Below are 17,879 nucleotides of genomic sequence, written 5' to 3' on the forward strand. Positions count from 1 at the left end.
CTAGCAAGATCAGGTCCGGGTGCGGCGAATCGGCGTACTTTCCCTCGTTGCGAAGAAATGCCAACGCCTCAACGCCGTCGGTCACGACGCTGAGGTTGTTGTGAACCTTTGTGTCTTCGAGTGCTTCACGGGTGAGGTCGATGTCGGACGGGCTGTCCTCGACCAGCAGAATCTCAATCGGCGCAGCTCCGCTCGCGCATTGGCTCATGCAGCCGCTCCTTCGTTGTTAGGGTCAGGGATAGTGAAGTGGAACGTCGAGCCGCCCCCCTCCGTCGATTCGACCCACAACTGGCCGCCGTGCCGCTCGACGATCTTCTTGCAGACAGCCAGCCCGATGCCGGTCCCGGCGTACTCGTCGCGACCGTGGAGGCGCTGAAAGAGCACGAAGACGCGCTCGCGGTACTCCGGCGAGATGCCAATCCCATTATCACGGACGGAGAACCGCCAGCCGCCATCGATTCGCTCGGCCCAGAGGTGAATGCGGGGGGCGTTCTCGCCCCGAAACTTGATCGCGTTCGCCAGCAGGTTCTGCAGCAACTGGTGCATCTGGGTTGCGTCGGCGATGACGGTCGGCAGCGGTTCGTCATAGGTCACCACCGCTTCTGACTCTTCGATGGCGATCTGGAGATTGCTCAGCGCTCGGTCGAAGACGCCGCGGATATTGACGGGCGTCATCTCCTCACCGCGCCGCCCCACCCGCGAGTAGGTCAGCAAGTCGGTGATGAGCGTCTGCATGCGGTGGCCGCCCTCTACCGCATGCCCGATGTAGCGGTTGGCCCGCTCGTCAAGCTGCGGCGCGTACCGACGCTCCAGAAGCTGGAGGTAGCTGACGATGGCGCGCAGCGGCTCCTGAAGATCGTGCGAGGCGACGTAGGCGAACTGTTCGAGATCGGCATTGGAGCGCGCCAGCTCGCGATTGCCCTCTTCGAGCGCCCGCTGGGCCGCCCGCCGCTCCGTCACATCGCGGAACGTCAGGACCGCTCCTCGGATCTCTCCGTACTCGCGGAGGGGTGAGCAGGCGTACTCGATGGCCAGCGACGGGCGCTCATCTCCAGGTCGGACGAGATCGCCAGCCCCGGTGACAGTATGGGCCTGGCGGATCGCCCGGGTGATGGGGTGCTGGCCGTCGTCGTCAGCGGGGAGGTCGGCGTCCGCCTTTGCCGCCGCGATCCAGCCTGTCGCGTCCTGCCCGAGCAGCATGTCCTCGGTGCTGTCGAGCAGGCGCACGGCGGCCGGGTTGGCGAAGGTGACGCGGCTGCTGGCGTCCAGCCCGACGATGCCCTCGGCGGCAGTGTCGAGGATCGCCTCGCTGCGGGCAATGGTCGCCTGTAACTGCTCGGTCATGCGGTCGAACGCGGCGGCTGCAACGCCGATCTCATCGCCGCGTTTCAGGCCGACCCGGCGGTTGACGTCGCCGCCGGCGATGGCCTGGGCTGTCATCGCGAGGCTGGTGATCGGCCCGACGATGGTGGCTGTCAGCAGGCGTGCCAGGGCCAGGGACACGGCGATGGCCAGGATGGCGCCGCCCACCAGCACGGCCTGCAACAGCGTTCCGGCGGCCGCGGCTTCTCGCTGGCGCTCGGCCAGGAACTGCTCTTCGACGGCGATGGCGTCACGGAAGCTGGCACGGATCGCCGCAAAGCGAATGCGCCCTTCACCCGTCGCCACAAAGGCGTTCAACTGGTCCTGCGTGGCCTGTCCATCACGCACCCGCCGGCGAAGCGCGATGCCCGGTTCGGTGGCCTGGGCGCGCCAGTCTGCCACCTGCCGCTCGATGGTGCGCCAGCGGGCGACCTGTGACGGATTGTCGTCGGTGAGCTGCACCAGATTGTCGATCTCAGTCTGAACGTCGCCGACGCCTTGCAGGTACGGCATCAGGAAGACGTCGTCGCCGGCCAGGAGGAAGCCCCGGTAGCTCGTCTCCATATCGACGAGCGTGGTCAGCGTGCCGTTGGCGGCGCTGATGACTTCGAGGCTGTGGGTGACCCAGTCGTTGGCGGTCTGATTGAGCGAGATGGTGCGGTACGCCGCGCTCGACAGCGTGATCAGGATGACAAGGACGACCCCGAATGCGCCCAGCAAGCGTGAGCGCACGGGGACGTTCTGGAAGAACGACATGGGGGCAGGCGAGCCTCTCAGAATGCAACCGCGCGGATAGACGAGTGGGCGTCGCTCGCCCAGGGTGGGGTGGGATGGTCAGCCGCCGTAGGTGCGCCGGAACGCGTCCATCGTGATGAAGACCGAGGGCGGCCAGGAGACCGGGTCGGCCACGTTCGCACCGATCATCTCGGCCACCGGCGCGAACTGCCCGGGGTCGAATGGATGATCGGCCGGCACGGCGATGGTCGGCGCGAGCGCCTGGAGGCGTACTGCCAGCTCGCCGCTCTCACGCAGCATCGTCTCGACATCCGCTCCTTCGAGGATATTTTCGCGGGTGGAGCCGTCGAGCGCCCCGAATTTGTGCCCCATGTACATGCGCGATGGCCGAACGTCCTCGCGCAGCCGCTTCACGCTGGACTGGTAGCCGGCCGGGTGCTCGATGAGCGGGAACGACGCGTGCGCGCCGCGCCCCTGAATGGAGTCGCCGGTGAAGGCCCAGTTCGGCCCGTCCAGCAGGAAGGAGACGGCCCCGGCTGAATGCCCCGGCGTGTGGACGGTGGTGATGCTGATGCCGCCGCCGAGGTTGATCCGGTCGCCGTCCTTGAGGGCACGGTCGGCGGCCATCTCGCCGGAGAGGTTCTCCAGCAGCATGGCGTCGTGGGCGGCGTACAGGCTGGGGTTGTCGATGAACTGGAAGCGGACGCCCTGGTAGCCGGCGATGTGCGATCTCCGGTCGGAGAGGTACGGCAAGTCGGCCTCATGGAGGGCGATCCGAGCATCTGGGGCCAGGTCCTTGCCGGTGCCGGCCCCGCCGATGTGGTCCCAGTGGCCGTGCGTGGCGAGAATCCACTTCACGTCGGACAGTTTGATGCCCTGGGCCGCCAGGCCCGGCTCGATGGCCCCTTGCGGCGAGCCGGCGACGCCGACATCGATGATGGCCGGCTCGGGCGCATCGATGTAGTAGACGTAGATGATGCTGCCCGCCCCGAACGGACACGGGATCGGGATGATGCGAGGTACGGTTGGCACGACGATGTCCTCCAGCTCGGCGAGATGGGCCGGGACGGAAATGGCGGCGCGAGATTGCCAGGGGTCTGGAGCAGCCGGCCCATCTGCGTCGACGAGCGCAAGCCACTCGCAGTATGGCGGCGCTGCCGGTACCGCGCCAGGACAGATTGGGTGGTGGACCCCGCTATGCGATACTTTCGACAGAGGAGCGGCGCATGTCACGAGAGATTGCGGTTGGGATCACCACGGATCCCACAGTGCTCGTCGGGACGCCTGTCATTAGGGGTACGCGCATGCCCTTCGAACTGGTGCTGGCGAAGCTGTCAGCGAATCCCGATGTCTCCGAACTGCTTCTGGACTACCCGCACCTGACGGTGGACCAGATACGAGATTGCCTGCGGTTTGCTGCCCAGCTCGTCGCGAACGATGAGCGTTGCGGGTCATCATCACCAACGACCGGGACGCCGGAGACCTTGTGTTTCGAGACGGGCACCCACATTGCGGCATCATATACTTTCGATTCCCACTCGATTCCACCGCCGATCAGAAGATGTTGATGCTCACCATGGTGTTGACGGAGCGTCCACTGGATGTCGGGTGGATGTCGGGAAGTTCATTGTGCTGACGCCGAATGGCATCCGGGTCGGAGGCGAGCCGCGTGTCTGACAGCCTGTTTCCGTTCGACCTGGACGGCGTGACCGTCCTCAGCGAGACGGAGATCGAGTACGAGGGTAAACTCTGGACGGCGGGCCGTGGGCGGCTGCTGGGGCAGTTCACCCTGCGCCCGGGCTGGCTGCGCCAGGGCGGCGAGATCGAGGTCGATCCCGAAGGCGATCTCTGGATCTCCGGCGAGGACACGCTTGAGCCGAGCGTCGGTCCGGCCTGGGTCGGCCTGCCGTACATCCCGACGCCAGACTACGTGAAGCAGCAGGTGATCCGTCGTCGGGCAGGGCTGCCGCTGGGTGAGCGCCGGTGGCAGGACGTGGCCCCGAACGCCGCGCGGCGCGCGCGCTGCTAGTACCGAGCCAGCACCAGCAGCCCGACTCGGGCGAGGGGTCAGGCTCGCAGCGCCACGAGATCGTCTACCGACGGCCGCTGCCGTGCGCGGGGTGGTCGGGCGGCGTACCCGATGGTCAGGATGGCGTGCGGATACAGCCCGGCATCCAGGTTCAGGGCGTCCCGCACGACCTCCGAGCAGAACACCGGCGCGCACATCCAGCAGCTGGCGAGGCCGTTGGCGTGCGCGGCCAGCATCACGTTCTGGAGCGCCGCGCCGAGGCTGTGAGACGCCATCAGCGTCTCGGCCGTCTGACGGTCGGGATCGGGGTACTCGTCCAGCCGCTCAGGGTAGATCGCGCCGACGATCGCGACTGGCGACTCGGTCAGCCGTCGCCACGATTTCGCCAGCTCGACCTCGATCTCGGCTTCGGGGAGGCCGTCGCCCAGCAGGTCGGCGCGCCAGCGGTCAGCCATGGCCCGGGCCAGCCGCTCCTTCGCGTCGGTCCCGGTGAGCACCGCCAGCCGCCACGGGATCGAGTGGTGCGGCGATGGCGCGTGGGTGGCTGCCGCCAGCACCCGCTCGAGCACCTCCGGCGGCACCGGTCGCCCGTCGTAGGTGCGAATCGAGCGACGGCCGGCCAGCGCGGCGTCGAGAGCGTCGGCAAGGTCAGGCATGAGCGACATGGCGGGGCATCCCTGTGGTGCGAGTCGGACGGGTCAGAACGAGCCGGCCGGCTGCAAGCAGACCTTGATGGCATCGGAGCGGTTGCTCGACGCGAACGCCATCGCGGCCGGGCCATCCTCGAAGGCGTATCGGTGGGTCAGCAGCGGCGCAAGCTCGAGGGAGCCGCCGGCCAGCAGCTCCAGACAGTCGTCGAAGTCCGCGCCGTAGATCCGCGAGGCGACGATCGCCGTCTCGCGCAGGCGGTGCTCGACGTAGTCGAGCGACAGGTTGGCGTGGTGTGGGCCGGCCACCAGTACCACCCACCCGCCGTACTCCGAGAGGCGGATGGCGTCGTTGAGCGCCTCGCTGCTGCCGATGCAGTCCAGCACGACATCGTAGGGGCCGCCCTGCTCCAGCCCGGACGCCACGACATCGTCGGTGCGGGCGTCGGCCGTCGATGCGCCGAAGCGGCGGGCCAGCGCCAGCTTCTTGTCCTGTCGGCCAGTCGCGAAGACGCGGCTCGCTCCGCGCGCGAAGGCGATCTGGATCGCCAGCAGGCCAAGCACACCCGCGCCGAGGATGGCGACCGATGCGCCCTGCAGCGAGCCGCCCGCGAGGTTGAAGGCGTGCGCGATCACGGCAATCGGCTCGGCAAACAGGCCCTGATCCGGGGTGACGTGTGCCGCCAACGGGCGTGCGTGGTCGTGCCGGACAACCATCTCCTCGGCCCAGCCGCCCGCCATCTGCTGGCCATACATCTGGTAGGACCGGCAGCGGCTGTATCGACCCTGGAGGCAGTGGCGACAGCCGCCGCAGCCCCGGATGGGCCGGACCGCCACAAGCTGGCCCGGCGTCAGGCCCTCGACGGCCGGGCCAGCCTCGATCACCGAGGCGCAGACCTCGTGGCCCTTGATCGAGGGCACCACCGGCGACGGCCACTCGCCCTTCCAGGTGGCGATGTCCGAGCCGCAGATGCCCGAGCGCTCGACCCTCAGGCGGACCTCGTCTGCTGCGAGCGGCTGCGACGGACGCTCGGCTACTTCGAGTCGGCCAGTCCCCTGGAACATGACGGCGCGCATGACCCCTCCCGACGCGCCGAACGAGGCGGCGCTCCGGGAGAAGTGTAGCTGGCACGTACACGGGGCTGTGGGCGGTGGGTCGTGGGGCGACTGCACGTTCGTTGATGTTCCCGCAACGCCATGCAACGCGCAGGCGGGGGTTTCAACCCCCGCCTACAGGCATTCGGTCGCTGCGCGACGGGCGCCGGGAGACGGACGCCGCGAACAGCGTCGTCCGGTGAGACCGGGGCGTCGCGAAGCGACTGCAGGATGGTAGGCGGGGCTTTCAAGCCCCGACGCGGCGGCACGACGAGGCCATCATGCAATCGCCCTGTCGTGGATCGTGGATCGTGGACCGTGGATGGTGGATGGTGGGGCCTGCTCAGACTGAGCCGTGATCGGTTGACTCGGCGGCCGGCCGCGGGAACGTCTGGGCCAGCCAGCCCTGCCAGACCGCCTGCTCGCGGGCAGCGACGTCGTCGCAGCCAGGGCCGTAGACGTTGATGTGGACCATCATGAACGACTGCGCCTCGGACCCGCCGCCCGTCGCGAGCCAGGCGATGCCGGGCATCGGCGTGTCGATCAGGGCGGTCAGGATCCGCTCGTCCACGCCGACCGCGCGACCGTGCAGCCTGGGGGCATCCGGGCGGTCGATGTCGATCTCGGTATCGAGGTGGAGCGGCGGCAGGGCCAGCGCCTCCCGAAACGCCCGCCAGGACTCCGCGAACGTCCCGGCCACCGGCCACATGACCTGGACGGACGCGCCGCGCTGCCCCGGGAAGTACCGGACGTTGTGCGCCAGGAACTCGAAGGCCCACTGCCAACCTTCGGGGCCGGTCGGGACCTCGGCGCTGAAGTCGTCTTCCTTCTCGGCAGCCGTGAACCAGCTGTCCACCAGCCGCAGCGTGCAGGTCTCCCCCTCGTCCGGCTCGATGCTGAACTCCCAGGCGTGCGGCCCGGCGCTCTCGGGGAAGGCGTAGGAGAACCGGTGCGGCGGCTCCCAGACGGTCACCCGCGCGGCGACCGGCTGGTTGGGGTCCGCGACGACCTTGCCGCCCACGAACTCCTCGATCTCCATGCGCGTGAACCAGAGCGTGACGCCGGGGCCCGTGGCAATCGCCTGCCAGATGGCCTCTGGCGTGGCGTGGATCTCCGTGGACACCTCGAACTGGTGGTGGCGCGGCGCAGACGCGTCGGCGTGCGAATCGGTCACGGTGACTCCTCGGAATCTGGCTCTGGCTGGTCTGGCGCGGGGATCGGGTGCGCCGCCAGCATCAGGCGATAGGCGCGGCCATCCGGGGCGGCGCCGTCGTGGTAGCGAGCCGCCAGCCGGGTCACGGCGTCGGTCAGCTCGGCGGCGAACTGCGCGCGCTCGGCCGGCGAGCGAAAGCGGATCTCGGCGTCGAGCGCCAGCACCGGCAGCCGAAGTCGGGCCTGAGCCGCCCGGCGCGCCAGCAGGCCCAGCTCGCGGATCACCCGCGCCGCCAGGGCGATGGCGTAGTCGGCCGAGAGCCGGTCACGGGTGCGGGATGGATCGACAGACGCTGCGCCGAGCGCCCCCGGCGACACGACGTACGAGCCGGCCGTGGCGACGAGCACTCGCTCTTTGAGGCCACGACGGGGCCGCTCCTCCACGAACCGCACCAGCCCGTGCGCCTCCAGCGTGTGCAGGTGGTAGTTGACCTTCTGGCGCGGCATCCCGATGCGCTCCGCGAGCGCCGACGCCGACGCCGGCTCGGACAGCTCGGCCAGCAGGCGGGCGCGGATCGGGTCGAGCGCGGCAGCGGCGGCCTCCGGCCGCTCGATGACCTCAACAGATCGCATGCCGGAAGTCTATGAATTGACAATGAATATTGTCAATATTGCTGGCCGTGCGCCGCGTTACAATCGCCCCACGCCACCGGGGAGAACGGATGATCGACAGAGCCTTGCTGGCCGACGAGGTCCACGCGCGCTTCGGCCTCCTGCCGCGTCCGCCGCAGCTTGCCCTGATCGAGCGGTCGGTGTCGGGGGCGTCGTCGCTCGGGGTGATGCCGACCGGCTCCGGCAAGAGCCTCACCTATCAGGCCGCCTCGGCCCTGCTCGACGGCACGGTGCTGGTCGTCTCCCCGCTGATCTCCCTGATGCGCGATCAGGTGGAGAAGGCCCGCGAGACGCTGCGGGTCGCCCGCCTCGACTCCACGCTGGACCTCGACGAGGCCCGCGACGTGCTGCGCCTGCTGGCCCGTGGGCAGCTCGACCTGTTGTACGTCGCTCCCGAGCGGCTGGCCAACGAGCGCTTCCTGGGGGCGCTCTCGCGGATTCGGGTGCCGCTGCTGGCCGTGGACGAGGCCCACTGCATCAGTGCGTGGGGCCACGACTTCCGGCCAGACTATCTCCGCCTGCCGCTGCTGCGCGAGGATCTCGGCAATCCGCCGGTCCTGGCCCTGACGGCGACCGCCCCGCCGACCGTCCAGGCCGACATCTGCGCCACCCTCGGCGTGCCCGACGACGGCCTCGTGCACACCGGGTCGCGCCGCCCGAACCTCTCATTGCACGTCGAGGCGCCGGCCCACCGCGAGCGTCGGCTGCTGGAGATCGTCCGTGACGATCCAACTGCGCCGACCATCGTCTACGCGCTCCGCCAGGCCGACACCGAGCGATTGGCGGCCCTGCTGGACGGGGCCGGCGTCTCGGCCCGCCCATACCACGCCGGCCTGGAGCCGGACGTTCGCGCCGAGACCCAGGACGCCTTCCTGCGCGACGAGATCGCCTGCGTCGTGGCGACCATCGCCTTCGGGATGGGGGTCGACAAGCCGAACGTTCGGCGGGTGATCCACGCCCACGCGCCGCGCAGCCTGGAGGGCTACGTCCAGGAGGTCGGTCGGGCCGGGCGTGACGGGCTGCCCGCGCTTGGCGTGCTCCTCTACGACGACGGCGACCTGCCGGCGCTGGCGAATTTCGTGGAGGCCAAGGCCCCGACCGAGGATCACGTGCGCGGCGCGCTCAACGCGGCGTTCACCTCGAAAGAGTCGGCAGAGGTCGTCGCGTTCAATCCGTACACCGTGGGCGATCAGTTCGACATGGACGCCGTGGCGGTCCGCACGCTCTTTGCGCGTCTGGAGCTGCGCGGCATCGTGCGGGCGCTGACGCCCGGCTACGACACCTATCAGCTGCCGCTCCACCACGACCCCGAGCCGGTGGCGGCGGCGCTCGGCGAGCGCGACGGCGACCTGTGGCGGCAGCTGGTCGGGCAGGCGAAGGTCGGGCGCGTCTGGCAGACCCTCCATCTGCGCGAGGCTGCGCGCGCCATCGACGTGCCGCTGGCCTCGGCGCTCTCGGTGGTGCGGCGGGCCGAGGAGGATGGCGGCGCGGAGCTGCGGGCATCGGGCGTGGTGCACCGCTTTCACGTGCTGCGCCGGCCGGACCGGCAGACCGACACGCCGGCGCTGCTGGAGTCCGTCCGCGATGCGCTCGACGGCGAGCGGCGGCGACTGGCGAACGTTCGCGGCTACGCCCTGGCGACCACCTGCCGTCAGGGGCACGCCGTCGCGTACCTGGGCGACGCCGACACCAGCGCCTGCGGCAACTGCGACCTCTGCTCGGGCGCGCCGCCGCTGACGGAGGCGCAGTTCGCGCGCCCGGACTGGCGGGCCGGGTTCGACGCCCGGCTGATCCGCAACCTGGCCGCCGACATCGGCCCAGACGACGTGGCGATCGCCCGGGCGCTCTGTCAGGTGACCACGACCCGTTCGCGTCCGTATCGCCGGCATCGGGCCTGGGGCGTGTTGGAGCGTGCACCGTACGGCGAGGTGCTGGCGCTGGTCCGCGAGACCCTCGGTACGGGCTAGTGTCACGTCTGGCGTCATTCGATTGAACCCCTCACCTGCCGACCCGCTGCGCGGCGCACATCGGTGTGGACTCCCCCGCTCCCGCCTGCGGGAGATGATGTCGGCGCAGCCGATAGTTGCGCCGCGCAGCGGGTCGGGGCGTGAGGGGTCATCCAGGCCGTCATGGGACCACCAGCGAATGTGCGATCACCGTGCGTGACCTACTGGGTCCGCGCCGCGGGCTGTTGGCCGACCGGCTACGATACCCTCCGTCTGGCTTCATGGAGGGCGCGTCGATGCGTGCGATGACCGTACTTGGACCGGTGGATGCTGCCGAGCTTGGCGTCGTGTCGCCGCACGAGCACTTGCTGATCGACCTGACCTACCGCTGGGCGGCCCCGCCCGGCGATCCCGCCCGCCGGGCGGTGGCCGAAGCGCCCCTCACGATGGGCCATCTGGGGATCGCGCGGCGGAACATGGGACTGATCCGCGACAACCTGGTGCTGGACGACGAGCTGATGGCGGCCGACGGCCTGCGTGACTTCAAGCAGGCCGGCGGCGGGACCGTCGTGGACTGCTCTCAGGAGGGCATCGGGCGGGACGTCGAGGCGCTGCGCCGCATCTCCGAGGCCAGCGGGGTGCACGTCGTTGCGCCGTGCGGGGCGTACCTGGCGTCCTCCCACCCGGACTACGTGCGCGAGTCGTCGGTGGCGCAGCTCGCCGCCCGCTTCGCGCGGGAGCTGACGATCGGCGTCGGCGACACCGGCATCCGGGCCGGCTGGATCGGCGAGCTGGGCGTCGGGCAGCCGATGTACGGCAGCTTCCTCGACGGCCCGAAGCAGATCGACGACGCGATGTCGCCGGACGAGGAGAAGGTGCTCGAGGCGGCAGGGCGCGCCCAGGCCGAGACCGGCGCGCCGATCTCCGTGCACATCTGGAACTGGCGGCCCAACCGGCTCGGGCTGATGTCGCTGGACGCCATCGAGCGCGGCGGCGGCGACCCGACCAGGACAGTGATCTGCCACCTCGACATCAACCCCGATCTCGACACGGCCCTGCGGGTGGTTGAGCGGGGAGCGTACGCGGAGCTGGATACGTTCGGCCTGGAACTCTACAACGACACCCAGGCGACCCGCTACCCGCGCGATGAGGAGCGCATCCGGCTGGCGGCTGGCCTGATCGAGCGGGGCCACCTGGAGCGGGTGCTCATCGCCCAGGACGTCTGCACCAAGACCCAGACGCTCCAGTACGGTGGCTGGGGCTACGGGCACATCAGCCGGCACGTCGAGCCGTGGATGCGGCGGGCCGGCTTCACGGACGCCCAGCTACGCACGCTGCGCGTCGAGAACCCGGCCCGCCTGCTGGCCTACCTGCCCTGACGGCAGATCTACTCGATGGTCCCGACCTCGCCCGTTGGCGAGACCGGCACGATGCCCCGCGTCCCGAACGCATCCGGGCTGTCGTCGGCGTCGTCGGGGCCGGCCGGCGGGCCTGAGCGCTTCTTACCGTTCAACTCATCCAGGTCGATGGCCATCAGCGCCGTGATCTTCAGGTCGCCATCCGTCGGCGGGCTGTAGTGCTCGCCCACGATCCGGCCCGGGAAGTAGCGGCGGGTCATCCGCTCCAGCACGGCTTCCTTCTCGTCGCGGTCCGTGACCTCGCGGGCCTTCCCGAAGCCAACGGCGCTGCGGTAGTTCGCCGAGTGGTAGAGCGCGTGCCGGGAGGCGATCAGCCCGTCGAGGATCGTCACCTCGACGCAGACCGTCTCGCCGGCCCGCAGCGTGCGGGGCAGGCGCCCGCCGCGCTGACCGTGGACGTAGACCGTGTTGTTTTCGTAGTGGTAGAGCATCGGGATGACGACCGGCAGGCCATCGGCGATGAACCCGACGTGGGCCACCAGCGACTTTTCGAGGATCTCCTCGGCCTCGTCGGGCACGGCGCGCTCGGGATGGGTGCGAATGCGGGTGCGATCGGAGACGGTCATCTGCGGACACCTCGGCGCAGGAGTGTTGCCCGAGGATACGGTGCAAGGCGGTCCCGTGAAAAGTACCAGTCAGGATGTATTTTGTGGGACCACTCTGGAGGCGTGGCGGTCAGCGGTGCGCGAGACTGCGATAGACCGCGACCGTCTCGCTGGCGATGCGCTGGTGGGTGAACCGCTCGAGCACCCGCGCCCGCCCTCGCCGCCCAAGCTCGGCGCGCAGGGCCACGTCCGTCTGGAGTCGGGCCAGCGCCGCGCGCAGGGCGTCAGCGTCGCCTTCGGGGGCGGTCAGCCCGCCGTCGCCCACGACGTTCGGGATCTCGCCGCTGTCCGAGCCGACGACCGGCCTCTCGCAGGCCATCGCCTCGATCAGCACCCGCCCGAACTGCTCCTTCCAGTTCGGCATCGTCAGCGACGGCAGCGCCAGCACGTCGAGCTGCCGCATGAGCGCCGGCACCTCCGTCGAGGGGACGCCCGGCTCCACCGACACCCGCGCTCCGATGCCAAGCTCAGCGGCGCGGGCAGGGATGGCGTCTCGCAGGGGGCCGCCGCCGACCAGCCGTAGTCGCCAGTCGGCGTCCAGGCCGCTGACGGCTCGCAGCAGCACGTCGATGCCCTTCTCCGGCGTCAGCCGCCCGACGTACCCGATGGTGAACGGCTGCTCGTCGCGTCGGCCGTCGTTCGACGGCGTGAACAGCTCAGGATCGACCCCGAACTGCGGGATCGCCGGCGTCTCGCCCCGGTAGCCCTTCTGCCGGAGCACGTCGCCAGCCTCCTGGTTCCCGACGATGGCCACCGGGCACCGCCCGTAGGTGTACTGCTCGAACCAGGAGAACGGCGGCGGGTAGCGCCGGAGCAGGTTCTGCCAGGTGAAGAAGAGCGGGCGAGCGCCGACCTTCAGGGCCGACCGGATCGCCAGGACGGTGGCGAGGTTGTACGGCTCCTCGTCCACGTGGACGACGTCCGGCCGGATCTCGGCGAGGATCCGCCCGAGCGCCGGGAAGTGGAAGAGGTGAAAGTTGCCGTCGAAGCGGATCGGCTGGACGAGCGTCCGGTACCCCTCGGTGAACCCTGCCTGATACGGATGTCCGTCCCAGGTGCGCGGCACGACGACGGTCAGGTCAACATCGGGATGCCGCGCGATCTCTTCGAGCTTGCGCTGGTACGCCGCGACGACGAGGGCCTTGGAGATCATCACGACGCGCATCGCGGACAGTCTTCACCTCTGGCGCAGGGCAAGTGGCCCTCGCCCCCGACCGAAGCCGGGGGCGAGGGCTCTGTCCCGCCGTGGACTAGATCCCGCCGATGGAGACCGTCTTCGTCTCGAGGAACGCCTCGATGCCCTCGACGCCGTTCTCGCGCCCGAGGCCGCTCTCCTTCATGCCGCCGAACGGCAACTGCGCGCCGGTGGGCAGCGGATCGTTGCAGCCGACGATGCCGTAGTCCAGCCCCTCGGCCACGCGGAACATCCGCCCGAGATCGCGCGTGAAGTAGTAGGCGGCCAGACCGTATGGGGTCTCGTTCGCCTTCTCAATCGCCTCGTCCTCGGTGTCAAAGGCGATGATCGGCAGCAGCGGCCCGAACGTCTCCTCGGTGACCACCTTCATCTCGTCAGTCGCCTGCGAGACGACCGTCGGCGCGTAGAAGAAGCCGTCGTTCAACTCGCCCTCGGTCAGCCGCTTGCCACCCACCAGCAGCCTGGCGCCCTTCGCGAGCGCGTCCTGCAGCTGATCCTCGACCTTCTCACGCGCGGCCTCGTCGATCAGCGGGCCGATCTGGGTGCCGTCAGACAGGCCGTTCCCGACCTTCAGCGCGGCAGTCAGCTTCGCGACCTTGTCGCCGAACGTGTCGGCAATCGACCGCTCGACATACAGTCGGTTGGCGCAGATGCAGGTCTGGCCGGCGTTGCGGAACTTCGAGGCGATCACCGCCTGCGCTGCCGCGTCGAGGTCGGCGTCCGCGAAGACCAGGAACGGCGCGTGGCCGCCCAGCTCCATCGAGGTCCGCTTGACGTGGGCGGTCGCTGCGGACGCCAGCATCTTGCCGACCTCCGTCGAGCCGGTGAACGTGATCTTCCGCACCAGCGGATGCTCGACGAACAGCCGCCCGATGTCAGCCGACTTCTTGCTGGTGATCAGGTTCGCGACGCCCGCCGGCAGGCCGGCCTCCGCGAAGACTTTGAAGATCTCGATGGCCGTGAACGGCGTCTGGCTGGCCGGCCGCAGCACCACGGTGCAGCCTGCTGCGAGGGCCGGGGTGACCTTGCGGGTGATCATGCTGCCCGGGAAGTTCCAGGGCGTGATCGCCGCGACGACGCCGACCGGCTGCCGCAGCACCATGATCCGCTTGCTCTCGGCGCTGGCGGGGACGGTCCGACCGTACACGCGCTTGGCCTCTTCGGCGCTCCACTGGATAAAGCTGGCGGCCTGCCGCAGCTCGCCGCGTGCCTCGGCCAGCGGCTTGCCGTTCTCCTTGGTGAGCGTCTGCGCCAGGTGCTCCAGCCGGTCTGGCTGGATCATGATCTGGTACGCGCGACTCAGGATCTCGGCGCGCTGCTCGGCCGGCGTCTTCGACCAGGACTTGAACGCGCGGTCGGCGGCCTCGATGGCCTGGGTGGCCTGCTCGACGGTCGCATCGGCGGCCCGTGCAACGACCTCGCCCGTCGCCGGGTTCTTGACGGCGAAGGTCGCGCCGCCTGTCGCCTCGATCCACTCACCGTTGATGTACAGCTGCTCTGCCGCGGCCGAACGTACGTCGACTGCCATCGTGGCACCTCCCCGTTCTGGGACGGCCCCGGCGTCAGTGCCGGGGAGCGTCTCATCACAACCGTACAAGTATGCCATGCGCGCGCGGTCTCTTCAGACGATGAGGAGTGTCAGTTACCACCGCCAGCGGACTGAACGGACATCCGACCTATCGATCCTGGGATGCCTGTCCCTTGCAACGTCCGTTCAGGCTCCCGACAATGCCAGGGGCCGCCCTGACGCGGCACTTGTGGGGGAGGGCGTCGCGTGGCGACCCGTACAGAACCGCTGACCGCTGGCAGCTCGGCGGCGGCAGCCACCGGAACGTGGCCGGCCTTCGTCCGCCGCGTGCGGCAGCTTGCGCCGGGGCTGGCGCTCGTCGTCGGACTCTCATTGTTGGCGCAGGCCATCGCGGCCGGCGAGGAGCTGCTGCTCGGCCGCGCCTGGATCGAAGGGCTGGTGCTGGCATTGCTGCTGGGCGTCGCCGTCGGCAACAGCGGGCTCGTCTCGAAGACATTCGAGGCCGGGGCGGCTTACGCGGGCAAGCAGGTGCTGGAGTTCGCCGTTGTCCTGCTGGGGGCTGGCGTCAACGCGGCGGTCATCGCCTCGACCGGGCCGCGCCTGGCGACGCTGATCGTCTCGGGCGTGCTGCTGGTGCTGCTGGTCGGGTTCGGGATCGGCCGGCTGCTCGGGCTGGGGCCGCGTCTCGCCCTGCTGGTGGCGACGGGCAACGCGATCTGCGGCAACTCGGCCATCGCCGCCATGGCGCCGGTCATCCGCGCCGAGAAGAGCGAGGTGGCAGCGGCCATCGCGCTGACGGCTGTGCTGGGCGTGACCCTGGTCCTCTCGCTGCCGATCCTGATCCCGCTGATGAGCCTGTCGTACTACCAGTTCGGGGTCGTGGCGGGGATGGGCGTCTACGCGGTGCCGCAGGTGCTGGCGGCGGCGCTGCCGATCAGCCCGATCAGCGCCGAGATCGCCACCACCGTCAAGCTGGGCCGGGTGCTGATGCTCGGCCCCATCGTGATGGCGGTCGGCCTGATCGTCAGTGCGCTTGGCTCGCGGTCGGGCGGCGCGAAGCTGCGCCTGAGCACGTTCCTGCCCTGGTTCGTCATCGGGTTCGCCGTGCTGGCCATCCTGCGGGTGGCGGGCGTGTTGCCGGATGTTGTGGCGCAGCCGGCCAGGACGGTCGGCGCGTGGCTGACGATCCTGGCGATGGCGGGCCTGGGCCTCGGCGTCCGGCTGGCGGCCATCCGAACGGTCGGCCCGAGGGTGGCCGTGGCGGTGATCCTGTCGCTCGGCGTGCTGCTCGCGACGACGCTGGTGCTGATCCGGGCGCTCGGCATCGACGCCTGAGCGCCCGGTTGGGACTACTTCTCCGCCTGCTCCTTCGCGACGTCGGCCAGCTTCAGCCCCACGATGTCCTCGAGCACCGTGATGATGGCCGGGCTGGCCCAGTCGCCGCGCCCCTTGCCCACGGTCGCCGTGAACAGCTCGGCTGACAGCCCGAGCGTCTGGAGCGGCACCCCGAGCGCCGTCGCCAGGTTGCGCCCGAGACGCAGGTCCTTCTGCCCGAGCACCGTGCGGAAGCCGGGGGTGTAGTCGCCGGTCATCGCCTGCTGCGGGATGCTGAAGCGCAGGTGGCCGTGGCCCGTGGTGCTGGCCTGGAGCACTTCGAGCGTCTTGTGGACGTTCAGGCCGGCCTTGGCGGCCAGGATCATCGCCTCGCAACTGGCGGCGAGCATCGTCAGCGAGAGCAGGTTGTGGACGATCTTCAGGGTGATGCCGTGTCCGGGCGGCCCGACATGGAAGACATCCGCACCCGTTGCTTCGAGGAGCGGTCGAACCGTCTCAAAGTCGTCGTCGTCCGCGCCAACCATGTAGAGCAGTGTGCCTTCGTCGGCCTGCTGCGATCCCCGCCCCATGGCGGCGTCCACCATCTTGAGGCCGCGCTCGGCCAGGGCTGCGTGCAGGGCCATCGAGGCCGGCGGGTCGATGGTGCTGCAATCCATGACGATGGCGCCGGGCCTTGCGCCTTCCACGATGCCGTTCGCACCGAACGCGACGGACTCGACATCAGGGCCGTTCGGCAGCACCGTCACGATGATGTCGGAGCGCTCGGCGACGGCTTTCGGCGTCTCGACGCCCTCCGCGCCCAGCACCTGGAGCGTCTCGACGGCGGCAAGGTTGGCGTCGTGGACGGTCAGCGGGAACCCGTGCTTGAGCAGGTTCTTCCCGATGCCTCGCCCCATCGAGCCGAGCCCGATGAGACCAACGCGCGTGTCTGACATGGTCGCTCCTCCTCGAAGTCGGGTGGCTGTCGTCGTCGACAAGACCGGAAGACCTCGGACCCGCGCTACCAGCCCATGCCGTAGTCGCGGCGCTCGGCGTCGTCGGTGCAGGTCGGGCAGGCCGCGCTCTCCAGCAGCGTGACGTACCCCCAGGCGTCCAGCCAGCGGACGCCGCCCCGAAAGTCCCAGCCGGCTTCCTGCACGATGTACGGTCGTTCGCAGAAGCGGCAACACGGGTGGCAGGATCGGTGAAAGAGCATCGAGCCGAGGCCGACGCCCGCCTCCTCGACCTCCTCACCGCAGACGGCGCAGACTTCGATCATGGGCACGGACGGCCGCGCGGTCAGGCTGCGCGGGGCCGGACGCGCTGTCCGGCCCCGCCGATGAGCCTTACCGCCCGGCCATGATCTCCTTGACGGCGTTGGTAGCGGCCAGCGTCAGGATGCGGGCCTCGGCGGCCAACGAGATCATCGACGCGCCCTTCTCATGCCACTCGCGGGCCGTCTTGACCGAGCCGACCATCAGGCCCGAGCCGATGCCGTTCTTCTTGGCGGCGGCGATGACCTTCTCGACATTGGCGGCGAAGCGCGGATCCGGGCTGTCGAGCTGCGGGGCCAGCCCCATGATGCCGGTCAGGTCCTGCGGCCCGACGAACGCACAGTCCACGCCCGGCACCGCCAGGATCGCCTCGGCGTTGTTGCAGGACTCTTCCGTCTCGATCTGGATGCAGACGAAGATCTCGTCGTTGGCCCGCTTGAAGTAGGTGGGCGAGTCCGTCCCCCAGGCGGCGTCGTTGCGGCCGCCGGCGAAGCTGCGGATGCCATCGGGCGGGTACTTGCAGGAGCGGACCACGGCGGCAGCCTGCTCGGGCGTGGTGATCATCGGCGCGACGATGCCCATCGCGCCCAGGTCGAGCGCGCGCTTGATGTTCTCGTCGGTGGCGCTGGGGATGCGGACCCATGGGGCGCAGCCCTGCGCCCCGATGACGGCGCACATCGCCATCGCCGTCTCCCAGTTGGTCGGCGCGTGCTCCAGGTCGACGGTCAGCCAGTCGAAGCCGGCCACGGCCATGCGCTCGGCGGCGATCACACTCGACAGGCTCAGCCAGGTGCCGATCGTCGGCTCGCCCCGGCGGATCTTCTGCTTGACGACGTTCTGCTTCATGTCGGCTCCGTACGTGCGCGCTTGAGGTGCGAAGACGTGTACCTGTTTGACCCCGAAACTG

At 69.6% G+C, this 17,879-nt stretch carries 18 protein-coding genes; 5 read left to right on the forward strand and 13 right to left on the reverse strand.

Annotation, left to right across the window (positions count from 1 at the left end; all coding sequences use genetic code 11):
* The 3 genes from IT306_30130 to IT306_30140 all read right to left on the reverse strand — a co-directional run.
* A partial coding sequence (locus IT306_30130) for a response regulator (protein MCC7372708.1) occupies positions 1 to 208 on the reverse strand: 208 nt, incomplete at its 3' end.
* On the reverse strand, positions 205 to 2,118 hold the full coding sequence (locus tag IT306_30135) for a CHASE3 domain-containing protein (protein ID MCC7372709.1): 1,914 nt from the start codon (positions 2,116 to 2,118) through the stop codon (positions 205 to 207). The genes IT306_30135 and IT306_30130, both read right to left, overlap by 4 nt.
* 78 nt (positions 2,119 to 2,196) lie before the next feature.
* Positions 2,197 to 3,129: an MBL fold metallo-hydrolase gene (locus IT306_30140; protein MCC7372710.1), complete on the reverse strand. Its 933-nt coding sequence runs from the start codon at positions 3,127 to 3,129 to the stop codon at positions 2,197 to 2,199.
* 194 nt (positions 3,130 to 3,323) lie between these two features.
* Here IT306_30140 and IT306_30145 point away from each other — a divergent pair, with 194 nt between their 5' ends.
* A complete protein-coding gene (locus IT306_30145; GenBank protein ID MCC7372711.1) occupies positions 3,324 to 3,665 on the forward strand; it encodes a DUF433 domain-containing protein in 342 nt (113 codons plus the stop codon).
* Between the two features lie 101 nt (positions 3,666 to 3,766).
* On the forward strand, positions 3,767 to 4,126 hold the full coding sequence (locus tag IT306_30150; protein MCC7372712.1) for a hypothetical protein: 360 nt from the start codon (positions 3,767 to 3,769) through the stop codon (positions 4,124 to 4,126).
* A 38-nt stretch (positions 4,127 to 4,164) separates the two neighbouring features.
* Here the strand turns inward: IT306_30150 and IT306_30155 are convergent, their stop codons facing one another.
* The 4 genes from IT306_30155 to IT306_30170 all read right to left on the reverse strand — a co-directional run bounded on the left by IT306_30155 (position 4,165) and on the right by IT306_30170 (position 7,653).
* Positions 4,165 to 4,791 carry a nitroreductase family protein gene (locus IT306_30155; protein ID MCC7372713.1) on the reverse strand — a complete coding sequence of 209 codons (627 nt, stop codon included), beginning with the start codon at positions 4,789 to 4,791 and terminating at the stop codon, positions 4,165 to 4,167.
* 33 nt (positions 4,792 to 4,824) lie between these two features.
* Positions 4,825 to 5,850, reverse strand: coding sequence for an alcohol dehydrogenase catalytic domain-containing protein (locus IT306_30160; GenBank protein MCC7372714.1), 1,026 nt, complete (start codon positions 5,848 to 5,850; stop codon positions 4,825 to 4,827).
* A gap of 361 nt (positions 5,851 to 6,211) precedes the next feature.
* Positions 6,212 to 7,042 carry an SRPBCC domain-containing protein gene (locus IT306_30165; GenBank protein ID MCC7372715.1) on the reverse strand — a complete coding sequence of 277 codons (831 nt, stop codon included), beginning with the start codon at positions 7,040 to 7,042 and terminating at the stop codon, positions 6,212 to 6,214.
* Positions 7,039 to 7,653 (reverse strand): helix-turn-helix transcriptional regulator, encoded by a 615-nt coding sequence (locus tag IT306_30170; protein MCC7372716.1) that lies wholly within the window; start codon positions 7,651 to 7,653, stop codon positions 7,039 to 7,041. The genes IT306_30165 and IT306_30170 overlap by 4 nt, the downstream gene beginning before the upstream one ends.
* An 89-nt stretch (positions 7,654 to 7,742) precedes the next feature.
* Between IT306_30170 and IT306_30175 the strand changes: the two genes are divergently transcribed.
* Both IT306_30175 and IT306_30180 read left to right on the forward strand, forming a co-directional pair.
* On the forward strand, positions 7,743 to 9,659 hold the full coding sequence (locus tag IT306_30175; GenBank protein MCC7372717.1) for a RecQ family ATP-dependent DNA helicase: 1,917 nt from the start codon (positions 7,743 to 7,745) through the stop codon (positions 9,657 to 9,659).
* 284 nt (positions 9,660 to 9,943) lie between these two features.
* Positions 9,944 to 11,017 carry a phosphotriesterase-related protein gene (locus IT306_30180; protein ID MCC7372718.1) on the forward strand — a complete coding sequence of 358 codons (1,074 nt, stop codon included), beginning with the start codon at positions 9,944 to 9,946 and terminating at the stop codon, positions 11,015 to 11,017.
* Positions 11,018 to 11,025: 8 nt separating this feature from the next.
* Here IT306_30180 and IT306_30185 read toward each other — a convergent pair whose 3' ends face one another.
* From IT306_30185 to IT306_30195, 3 genes are all read right to left on the reverse strand, one after another.
* Positions 11,026 to 11,622 carry a pyridoxamine 5'-phosphate oxidase family protein gene (locus IT306_30185; GenBank protein ID MCC7372719.1) on the reverse strand — a complete coding sequence of 199 codons (597 nt, stop codon included), beginning with the start codon at positions 11,620 to 11,622 and terminating at the stop codon, positions 11,026 to 11,028.
* Between the two features lie 109 nt (positions 11,623 to 11,731).
* Positions 11,732 to 12,826, reverse strand: coding sequence for a glycosyltransferase family 4 protein (locus tag IT306_30190; GenBank protein ID MCC7372720.1), 1,095 nt, complete (start codon positions 12,824 to 12,826; stop codon positions 11,732 to 11,734).
* 85 nt (positions 12,827 to 12,911) lie between these two features.
* Positions 12,912 to 14,384 carry an NAD-dependent succinate-semialdehyde dehydrogenase gene (locus IT306_30195; protein ID MCC7372721.1) on the reverse strand — a complete coding sequence of 491 codons (1,473 nt, stop codon included), beginning with the start codon at positions 14,382 to 14,384 and terminating at the stop codon, positions 12,912 to 12,914.
* A 327-nt stretch (positions 14,385 to 14,711) separates the two neighbouring features.
* On the opposite strand from IT306_30195, the gene IT306_30200 reads away from it, so the two are divergent.
* A complete protein-coding gene (locus IT306_30200) occupies positions 14,712 to 15,719 on the forward strand; it encodes a putative sulfate exporter family transporter (protein ID MCC7372722.1) in 1,008 nt (335 codons plus the stop codon).
* Between the two features lie 14 nt (positions 15,720 to 15,733).
* Here IT306_30200 and IT306_30205 read toward each other — a convergent pair whose 3' ends face one another.
* From IT306_30205 to IT306_30215, 3 genes are all read right to left on the reverse strand, one after another.
* Positions 15,734 to 16,654: an NAD(P)-dependent oxidoreductase gene (locus IT306_30205; protein MCC7372723.1), complete on the reverse strand. Its 921-nt coding sequence runs from the start codon at positions 16,652 to 16,654 to the stop codon at positions 15,734 to 15,736.
* A 65-nt stretch (positions 16,655 to 16,719) separates the two neighbouring features.
* On the reverse strand, positions 16,720 to 16,983 hold the full coding sequence (locus tag IT306_30210) for a hypothetical protein (GenBank protein MCC7372724.1): 264 nt from the start codon (positions 16,981 to 16,983) through the stop codon (positions 16,720 to 16,722).
* Positions 16,984 to 17,044: 61 nt separating this feature from the next.
* A complete protein-coding gene (locus IT306_30215) occupies positions 17,045 to 17,818 on the reverse strand; it encodes a 2-dehydro-3-deoxyglucarate aldolase (protein ID MCC7372725.1) in 774 nt (257 codons plus the stop codon).
* Between the last annotated feature and the right edge of the window lie 61 nt (positions 17,819 to 17,879).

This window comes from Chloroflexota bacterium, assembly GCA_020850535.1.
GTDB lineage: Bacteria > Chloroflexota > UBA6077 > UBA6077 > JACCZL01 > JADZEM01.